At 56.8% G+C, this 10,615-nt stretch carries 3 protein-coding genes; 2 read left to right on the top strand and 1 reads right to left on the bottom strand.

Annotation, left to right across the window (positions count from 1 at the left end; genetic code table 11):
• Window positions 1-107: 107 nt before the first annotated feature.
• Entirely contained in the window at window positions 108-464 is a 357-nt protein-coding gene (gene rbp, locus Mal65_RS19890) for an RNA-binding regulator (RefSeq protein ID WP_231131187.1), read from the bottom strand.
• A 504-nt stretch (window positions 465-968) separates the two neighbouring features.
• On the opposite strand from rbp, the gene Mal65_RS19885 reads away from it, so the two are divergent.
• Complete coding sequence (locus Mal65_RS19885) at window positions 969-2,504, top strand: hypothetical protein (protein WP_196784313.1); 1,536 nt, start codon at window positions 969-971, stop codon at window positions 2,502-2,504.
• A gap of 424 nt (window positions 2,505-2,928) precedes the next feature.
• Window positions 2,929-10,230 carry a secretin N-terminal domain-containing protein gene (locus Mal65_RS19880; protein WP_145301619.1) on the top strand — a complete coding sequence of 2,434 codons (7,302 nt, stop codon included), beginning with the start codon at window positions 2,929-2,931 and terminating at the stop codon, window positions 10,228-10,230.
• Window positions 10,231-10,615 lie beyond the last annotated feature (385 nt).

Raw genomic sequence — 10,615 nt, 5'->3', positions numbered from 1 at the left:
GATTCAACTATCGATTTGGCTTCGCCCGTTCATTCGGCTGAATGAACACGGCATTCATTCAAAGATGAACATTGGTCGAGGGGGCCCATTGAACAGGCCCGGTTCGATCAATAACGGTCGCCGCCGCGGCCACGACCGCCGCCGCCGCCGCCGCCGTAACCACCGCCGCCACCGTAACCACCGCGGCCGCCGCCACCGCCACCGCCCGCTCCGCGGGGTGCACGGGGACGTGCTTCATTGACTGTCACGTTTCGTCCGGCGATTTCGGCGCCGTTCAAATTGTTGATTGCCTCTTTGGCACCTTCGCCGTCTGACATTTCGACAAAGGCGAAACCACGAGACCTGCCCGTCTCACGGTCCATGATGATGTTCACCGTGTCGACTTGACCGTACTGCTCGAAAGCACCACGCAAATCGTCGTCAGTTGCTGAGAACGCTAAGTTCCCGACATAAATATTCGTCACAAAACTAACCCTACGAACCAGCACCACGGAGGCGAAAGCCCTCCTTTTCCCAACGGCGATTTGGAAAGAAAACGGTCCGATCCAGCTACCCGCCGTTTGGTGTGGTGCCAAACTGATCTCAACTGTCACCCTTGGCGACCCGGCAGTCAATGCCGATACCCGGCGAAAACACAAAACCTTCATCCCCAAACGCCCGTCGCGGACGCGATTCGGGCGGGCAAGACCACCCGATGCGGTCGCGGTATCGATCGTTGCTGGCCTGCCCCGGCGAATCCGCCAGTTGGGGCCGGAGCGACGCAAAACACGTCCTGGACGGAACGAAATCGCCGATGCGGGGTTCACATCCGATACACTGGCATGGCCGTGATCCGGCAATTGTCATTCAAAACCTGGACCGCAAGTCGGCGTCGGCCGCTGCTTTCGGATGACAGCAAACGGATTGACCAGGAATCTGAAATTCCGGTCCCGATGCGTCACTTTCTTTCGTCTCACCAATGGATCGACATGAACGCGGGCCTTCATCGGGGTGGTCCATCACTGGACCGATTGGGCGTTCGGCGACGTGTCGGCGTTCTGGACCTGATCGCCCTGGTCGGCTGCCTGATCGCGATTGGTGGAAACCCGGCAAAAGTCGCCGCGGATGACCACTGGTTGATTATCGGTGGCGGTTACGCACCCGAGGGGAATCAGGCGTCTCTGGAACGAAACGTCTTGGCGGCCCAGCAGCGTCTTGCGTTGCAGAATTCCGGTGTGAAGAGCAGCTGGATTTTCTTTGCGGACGGAACTTCACCGGGGCACGACGTTCAGGTCATCGATCGACAAAGCGTTCCGATGGCCAATCAGTTGATGGCAGAGTTCTTATCGGATTCGACTGACCTGGGACTGCACTATCGCGATCATCGGATCGACGGTGTTCGCGGTGCGGCGACCCCACAAAACCTGCAGCGATGGTTTTCGGTTGAAGGTCGACAATTGTCGGCCGGTGATCGTTTGGTGATCTATGTCACCGCCCATGGGTATGCCAGTCGCGGCAATCGAGATCCCTATGACACGTCGATCGCAACGTGGAACAAGACGTCCGTCACGACGAAACAATTCGACCAGTGGTTGAACACCTTGCCCCAGGGTGTCGATGTCGTGCTGGTCATGGTCCAGTGCTATTCCGGTGGGTTCGCTCGCCTGATCTTCGATCCAACCGATTCCGATCAGCAGCCGACGGCGCAGCGACGCATTGGCGTGTTTGCAACAGTGCACGACCGTCCTGCGGCCGGATGCACGGCGGATGTCGACCAAGCCGACTATCGGGAATACAGCACGTCGTTTTTCGAAGCGCTGGACCAAACGCGTGATCAGGAACGATCCGGTCCCGCTCCCGCCGATTTTGATGACGATGGCAAAATCAGCATCGCCGAAGCACACGCTTGGACCGTCCTGCACAGCGACACGATTGATTTGCCCGTCATCACCTCGGGCGAATACCTGACGGTCCACAGCCGGTTGGCAGAATCCGGTGATCCAGACCTGCTGGGCGATGCGGTGCCCTACAGCCAGATCGTCCAACTAGCCGGACCTGTCCAGCGTGCCGTCTTGGACGGTCTTTCGGAACAGTTGGGGCTGACCGGCGAAGATCGTGTGCAGCAGGCCGATCGACAAACCCGACGTGGCCGTCGTCGTCGATCCGGGACATCCGACGGTCGATGGCTCTCGATTCAACGCCGTATCGGCGACAGCCTGAAAGAACGTTGGCCCGGTTTGGCGAATGTGTTGAACCCGATCGCAACGGAACTGTTGACCCGTCGCAGTGATGAGTTCATCGCCGCGGTGAAGCAGCATCCCGACTATGCTCGCTATCAGCAACTGAAAGACGAACAGGAAAATCAACTCAGTAGTGCCGAACGGTCTGTGAAATATGAAAGGTTCATTCGAACGGCCGACAATGTCGTGCTGGCTGAAAACCTTCGGCGAATGCATGACGGCCAGCTCTGGCGTGATTACCAGAACTTGGTTGAACAGGAATCACGGCCGCTGTTCGGCTTTTAATTGTCAATCACTGGCGTGGTGTTGTGCCCACGGCGTTGGCCACCAACCGAGTTGAGTCAGCGATACGCCGTTCGTGGTCGCGACATATTGTCGCCTGCCGGCATCGACCCCGAATCCCGTGCCACCGTCTTAGGTCTTCGGTGATAGCCCGGGCATTGATTTTTGGTGATTCGGACCTGCGGAAATCGTGGGCGGTGGGTTTTGGTGGCTTGTGGATTGGTGGTGACATCTGTCCAGGAACGATGGCCGATCTGTCGACACGTCCCGGCCGTCAAATTAGCCTGTCAGGATAAGACGTTGGGTATTTCCCGTCGTCTTCCCGCCTTTGCCCTACCCCAAAAATCCCGCCTAGCGCTTCGTCGCCGTCGTGATTCACTGGACCCGATGACGTCCAGTCGCGAACCGGCGATGTCCGCATTGAATCATGCAAAAACTAACAACGCAGCATCGATGGCTCCTGGCCGCGATGGTGGTCATGGCAACGATTGCCGATGCCAGTGCCCAACAGGGGACGGACTACTCCCTTTTGGCCCAGCCCACGTATGCCGATCGGTTGAATCTGACGGACCAACAACGTGCCAAGATCGCCGAAATTTTGGACCAACGGGTCAGTGAATTGGTCAAGGTCGCCAGTGACCGTCGCGATGACGTGGTCAAAGATTCCAACGCACGATTGGCCGCCGTGCTGACACCCGAACAACGTGGCGCGTTCGACAACGTTCATCAAAGCGGAAAAATCCAGTTCAACTTCCGCGGCCAGCCTTGGTCCAGCGTGCTGCAGTGGTTTGCCGATCAAGCTGACCTATCGCTCGTGATGGATAACGAACCCTCGGGGAAATTCACCTACAGCGACACGAATGATTACACACCGACCGAGGCGATCGACCTACTGAACAGTGTGTTGCTAAGCAAGGACTACACGCTGATCCGTCGTGAAAAAATGCTGATCCTTGCCGACACCAGCGACGGAATCCCCTTCGAGATCGTGCCGACAGTGCCGGTCGACAAACTGGCCGAGCGTGGAAAGTTTGAAATCGTTTCGACCGAGTTTCCCGTTGGTGCGCGTCCAATGGATGTGGTGGTTCAAGAAGTCACGCCATTGGTCGGATCGCACGGCCAAGTCACACCCATGGCCGCCGCCAAGAAACTATTGGTGACCGAAACTGCCGGCAAACTTCGTGCGATCAATATCCTGATTGCATCGATCCCGGAACCCAAAAAGCCTGAACCCAAGGAAAAGAAAGAAGCACCCAAACCGGTCTTTGCAACCTATCCGGCCCCCGGGCTTGATGGCGAAGCGACGGTGGAAACGCTGCAGGCCTTGTTTTCGTCGGCACAGATTCGCTTTGATCCCAATGCCGACGAAGTCCACGCGCACGCAACGCCGGAAATGCAGAAGGGTATCGAAGCCAGCATCCAGAAAATGATCGAAAACGCATCCGGAGACAACGCGGATGCGGTGACAACTTACGATGTCGATCCGGATCGTTTGGACGACTTGGTCGAACAAATTCAATTGGTGCATCCCGATGTCCAGGTCAAAGCCGATGCGGATAACCAACGAATTTTGGTCGTCGGCGATGGACGTCAACAAACCGCGGTCAAGGCAACGCTGGAGCGGTTGGACGTGGGAGGATCTGGCGGAAACGATTCGGCACTCGCGGTGGCCATCCACCAAGTCGACCCCGATTCCACCGATGCGTTGTCGGCGTTGGTTCAAGACGTCGTTCCACGTGCGCTGGTGCTGTCGCAACCGGGACGAATCGTCATCCGTGGTAATTCGAGCGAATTGTCGATGGCCAAAGAAACCATCGACCAATACCCGCGTGATCCGGCACTGGAACGAACCCTTGCGTTCTATCCGCAACAGCAACCGCTCAGCCGTCAAATGCTGACGATGTTGACCAAGGCGGTGCCTGATGCCACTGTCGAGTGGTTGGGCGATGAAGGCCGGTTAAGCGTCGTTGCGACCCAGCGTGAACATCAACGCGTCACCGAAACACTGGCCCAAATGGAACAGGCGGGCGGCGCGTCACCGCGGCAGTTGAAGCTGTATCCGATCAGTCCATTGCAGCGTGATCGATTTGCAATGATCCAACGCGATCTGCCCGAATCGCTAGCCACGATGAAGATCAATCCGCAAGCCAGCTTGACCGAAATGGCGGCTTGGGGAAGCGAACGTCAACATGCGGAATTGACCAGCTTGTTGGCACAGTTGGATGTGGGAACCGACGATGCGCTCATTCCCGTTCAAACGTTGGCGGTGGATGTCGAAGATGACCGAACACTGTTGGCTTCGTTGCGAAAACGGTTCCCGCAGTTGGAGATGATTTACAACGATCAGACAGAGGTGTTATCGGTCTGGGCACAGGAAGAGGAATTCGAAAAGGTTCGTCAAGAATACGACAAGCTGGCGGCAGCGTTGCCACCACGAAGGGAACCAGTGCTGGAAACCTACGCCGTCGACGCCGCAGACCTTTCCAATCTGCAACGCAACTTGCAATCTTTGGTGCCCGATGCAGTGGTGACCGCGGATTCGGCCAACGGTCGATTGATTGTGCGTGCCACCGCGGAAGATCAAACGGAGGTTCAATCGCTGATCGAAAAGTTGTCGGCCGATGCAACAACCGATCGCAGTGTGACCATCGCTTATCCGTTGGAAAAGGGCGATGCGGATGCCATCGTCAAGCTACTTTCACGGATGCAGCCCGAATGGAAAATCGTCGCCGACGAACGATCGAATCGGGTGTTGGTTGCCGCACCGCTGTCCCAACAGCCTCGGATTCAAGCTCTGGTTCGGCAATTGGATGCCGACCCGGACGAGGCCAGTCAAACAAGCGTGGTTTCGTATCCGTTTCGAACGTTGAACCCCAGCAACGTCTTACGAATGCTACAGCCTCTGTTTCCCCGTATGCGATTGACCGTTGACGCCGACAGCAAGCAATTGGTGGCATCCGGAACCGGGCTGGATCATCAGGAACTTGCGCAAGCGATTGCACGTGTCGATGGAAATCGTTCGACCCAAACGTCCAAGGTGGTGGGCTACGATCTGGGCGACACGAAAGCAGAAGAGGTGGAAAACGTATTGATGCAATTGGTTCCCGCTGCGGTCATTTCGTCCGATCCAGACGAAAGCCGAATCTTTGTTTGGGCGGACCAGGAAGACCATCAGGCCGTGGCCGAAGCGATCGACCAGTTCACCCAAATGACGGGCAAATCCGACTTCAGCTTGCGGACCTACCCTTTGCCAGTCCGAATCGGGCCGACCGCCATCACCATGTTTCAGTCCATGGCCGATGATGCGGCGTTTTCGCTGGATCAGGCTCGCGAAAATCTGGTCGTATGGGCAAGCGAAAAAGATCACCAGACGATTCAAACTGCGTTCGATCAATTGAATCAGCAAACGTCGAAATCGGACGACCAGGTCTTGCGGGTTTATCGCGACAAGCCGGAAGTCATTGCGCTGGCGGCGGAGGTCTTGGACGACATTGCCCCGGATGCACGGTCGGTGGATGCACAGGCGGACGATCGGCTGATTCTGTGGGCGATTCCCGACGAACACGATGCGATCGAAGCCTTGCTGGAACGTCTGCGAACCGAACTCGGCGGCGATGCCACGGACCGAAGGGTTGGCGTGTATCCGATCTCCGATTTCAGCGTGGAAACGGCCGAAAGTATGCTGCGCGAACAGTTGCCGGACGCGACCGTTTTGGAATCCGATGACTACCAACTGATGGTCTTGGCGACCGAACAGGAACATGAGCAAATCAAGGCCATGTTGGAACAGTTGCGTCAGGCCAACCAAGACCGAAAAACGTCCGTGCTGCGGCAACACCCGGTCCGCAAGGATTTGTTGCCAGAGATCCGCGAACATCTGAAAGACGAGATTCCCCAGTTGCGATTCGTCGACAGCGAATCGGAAGACGCACTGTCCATCTGGGCATCGGAGCAGCAACACGAACGAATCGTTGCATTGATCGAGTCATTTGAAACAGCGATGAAACCGGAACCGGATCCGCTGGTTCACGTGTATCCGATCGACCCCGAAAAGATGGCTGCGTACACCGTTTACCGGGCTTTGGATCGGCGACTGGTTGGATTGATGTCAGTCCAGATCAGCAACGAAAGCAACAGCCTGGTCGCACGGGGGACGCCTGCGCAGCAAGCGGAAATTGGCCAAGCGATCGAGGCGATCGTGTCGCAATTGCCCGATACCCAACGTCGCCGAACCGCCGTTTATCCACTCCAGATGGCGGATCCCACTTCCGTTTCCCGAGCCCTGACGCGATTCGCCACCGATGCGACCATCGTTCCCGAACCCGAATCTTCCACGTTGATCGTCACGGCACTTGAAAAGGATCACCAACGCATCGCCGAGGTGATTGACAAGTTGGACGTCGTGTCTGGTCAACAACCTGTCGTCCAAGCCTATCCGATCCGGCATGGTGATCCTCAGGCGATCTATCGGTCCGTTTCGCTGGCCTTTCTGCGGAACCCCGATTATTCGATCACCTATCAAGACGCCAGCAAAACACTATTCGTGATCGCCAAGCCACGCAGCCAGGCGACGTTTGCGGAAATGTTCCAGTCGCTGGATGTTCCCGAAAGCAAACGAGAACTGAAGGTCTATCCTTTGGAACTGGCCGATGCGGTGTCCATCATGACCGCCGTGCGTGACGCGGAAAAAGATGCCGTCGTCACCGCCGACCGAGGTTCCAATTCGTTGCTGGTGACGGGAACCGAGCAGTCGCATGAATCGGTTGCAAAGATTATCCAGTCGCTGGACGTCGCCTCCGGGACTGAACCCGTTTTGAACGCATACCCCATTCGCAACGGGGATCCCGCTGCGGTTTCTCGTGCTCTGACCTTGGCGTTCTATCGAAATCCAAATTACACCGTCAGCTATCAAGCCGTGAACGAGACGGTTTTTGTGACAGCGACACCGAAGCATCAAGCGATCTTTGCGGAAATGTTTGAAGCGATGGATGTGCCGGAAAGCAAAAAAGTGCTGAAGGTCTATCCCTTGCAGTTGGCTGAACCTTCCGCGGTTGCTCGAGCCGTTTCCAACGTTGCTTCCGACGCAACCGTCGTCGCCGACAGTGGTTCCAGTTCGTTGTTGGTCACCGGAGACGATGAGGACCACGCCGTCATTGGTGAACTGATCGAACAGTTGGACGTCGTTTCCGGCCAAGAGCCAGTCGTCGAAGCCTATCCGATCAAAAACGGCGATCCGACATCGGTTTCACAGGCGTTAACGCAAGCGTTCCTACGTGACCGTAACTACGTTGTGACCTATCAGAGTGCCAACGAAACCATCTTCGTGACCGCGACGCCGCGTTATCAAGCCATCTTTGCTCAGATGTTTGAGTCGTTGGATGTCGCCGAGGGAAAGAAAGAGCTCAAAGTCTATCCGCTGAAGTTGGCCGATCCCGATTCGGTGGCCGATGCCATTGCCGACGTTCGTCCCGAAGCCATCGTGTCGGCGGACGAAGGTTCCAATTCACTGTTGGTGACCGGAACCGATGACACCCATGAAGCGGTCCGTGGTGTCGTCGAACAGTTGGATGTCGCATCAGGGCAAGAACCTGTGGTCCGCGCCTATCCCATTCGCAACGGTGACCCCACATCCATTTCACGATCCTTGTCGATCGCGTTTTACCGTAACAACGATTTCAACATCACCTATCAAGAAGACACCAGTACCGTTTTCGTCGTTGCAACCCCACGCAATCAATCCACCTTTGCGGAGATGTTCCAATCGCTGGACGTTCCCGAGTCAACGAAAAAGTTGAAAGTCTATCCGTTAACACTGGCGGATCCTGATAGCGTCGCCGAGGCAATCGAAGACTTGGCTCCGACCGCCACTGTCACCGCCGACGCGGGGTCTAATTCAATCATGGTGACGGCACCGGATGACGTGCATGCCAAAGTCGACGAAGTGATCGGTCAATTGGATGTGGCGTCCGGGCAGGAACCCGTCATGCGGGCCTATCCGATTCGAAACGGTGATCCCGACGCGATCGCAGATTCCGTCATTCGGGCGTTCGCACGCAGTCGCGATTATTCCATCACTTACCAGGAATCGAACGAAACTCTGTTTGTGCTGGCGATGCCAAAGCATCAGGTGGCGATCGATGAAATGCTTCAAGCGATGGACCAGCCGCCACCGCAGCGTCCGGCGCAAACGTCTCAGCTTTATCCGTTGGCCAACGTCAGCGCGACGGTTGCCGCATCGACGATCGACTCGATTGTCCAAGATGAAGTTCCGCGTCCCGAGGTTCTGGCCAATCGAACCAGCAATTCGCTGGTGGTGGTCGCGACGGATCAACAGCACTCTCGAATCGCCCAGGCACTGCAAAAGCTTGACGGCGACGAGCGGATCCTGGAAGTCTTTCAACTGCGAACCACCGATCCATACATGATCGAAATGGCGGTTCGCGATCTGTTTGCCGGATTGATCGGGACCAGCCGGCCGTACGTTTCGACCGACTACGGCACGAACAAGATCTTTGTGCGGGGGACCGAAGATCAATTGACCCAAATCCGTGCGTTGCTGACCAAGTTGGGCGAACAAGTGGACGCCGATGAAAAAGCGGCCACCGCATTGGGAACAGGGACCACTCGACGCATTCCGTTTGCCGGTGACACCGAATCTGCGGTGCGTCAGGTGCAATCGGTGTGGTCACGGATTCGCGGAAACCGCATCAAAGTCATCTATCCGGCACAGCAGCGACGTGGCGATGCCGTACCCTGGCCTGGCGAATCACCAAAGCAGGAACTTGCACCTGAGAATCCAGGCGAAACCGACGGTACGATGGATCCTGCAACCGACGCACGCGTCGATGGGATGGTGTCAGGCGTTCGGCTGGTGGCACAGCAAGACACGCTGCGTGCTGCCCCGCCCACGCCACAGACACGAAGCGATCAAGGTCAAGCCGGGACATCGTCTGAGAAACAGGGGGATGCACCGGAGGAATTGGCGGATGTGGTCGTCATTCCAGGTCCCGACAGCATCACGATTTCCTCGGATGACACTGATGCTTTGGATCGTATGGAAACCCTGTTGCGTGGGATCAGCCAACTGGGTCGCACCGAAGCATCCGATACCAACTTTGCAGTGTTCATGCTCCAGAACTCTGGCGCTATTGATATGGAAATGCTGTTGAAACGCTTGGTCGATGAAATGCCGTTCATGCGAGGCGGGCTGACCGATGCCGTAGTCGTTTCGGACGAACGATTGAACGCATTGATTGTTTACGGAAGCCCTCGGACTCGAGAGATCGTCGGTGATTTGTTGGAGGTCTTGGACACGGATGAGCTGCCGGACTTTTTGAATGTCTATCGGCCCGAAATCATCAACTTGGAGAACACGCAAGCCGATCGTGTTTTGACAATCCTGCGGACGGTGTATCGGTCGCAGATGAGTACCGCCGGTGGGCGTCGACCGCTGCAGGTCCCACGCGGTGTCGGTGCGTCGGTGGCTTCGGTGTTGCAACAGTTGAACGCCGCTGCGGCGGGGCCATTGTTGACTTTGGAAGTGGACGAGGCGGCCAATGCACTGATCGTCCGCGCGCCGGCGGAACTTCGCGATGAGATTCGATCCTTCGTGACGGACATGGATCAGCGGGCGCTGAACCAAAGCAACCGAAACGTCAAAATCATTCGCCTGAAACGTTCCAAGTCTGACAGCATCGAACGGGCATTACGCGAATTCATCGCCAGGTGATTCGCAGTTGATCACCAATTGAATCGGGCAAAGCGTCGCAGCCGGCATGCCCGGTGACGGGCCATGTGCAGTCATTGGCTGTCGATGGGGCTTTGTTTGGCCTTGGGTGGTCTTTAGTGGATGCGTGTGTTCCCTTGGTGGGTCCGTCTGCTTGTCCATGTTCGCCAAAGCCGCCAATCGGGATCGACCGACGAATCGGAATGTCCATGGGCGGCGCCGGCCGTTTATACTGACAGTTGGTCGTCCGGTTACACCGTCTGGATGGCCCGTCACGACATTGCGTCGTTGACGAACTTTCCCGCCTTCACGGTGCCCCACCCCACCAACGACCGGCCCGACGGGTGATCCCACGCACAGCGAAACTGTGCCAGGGACGCACATGTTT

It is taken from the genome of Crateriforma conspicua, from assembly GCF_007752935.1.
GTDB classification, from domain to species: domain Bacteria; phylum Planctomycetota; class Planctomycetia; order Pirellulales; family Pirellulaceae; genus Crateriforma; species Crateriforma conspicua.
Note: the sequence above shows the minus strand (reverse complement) of the source record. Positions and strands in the feature narration are given on the sequence as shown.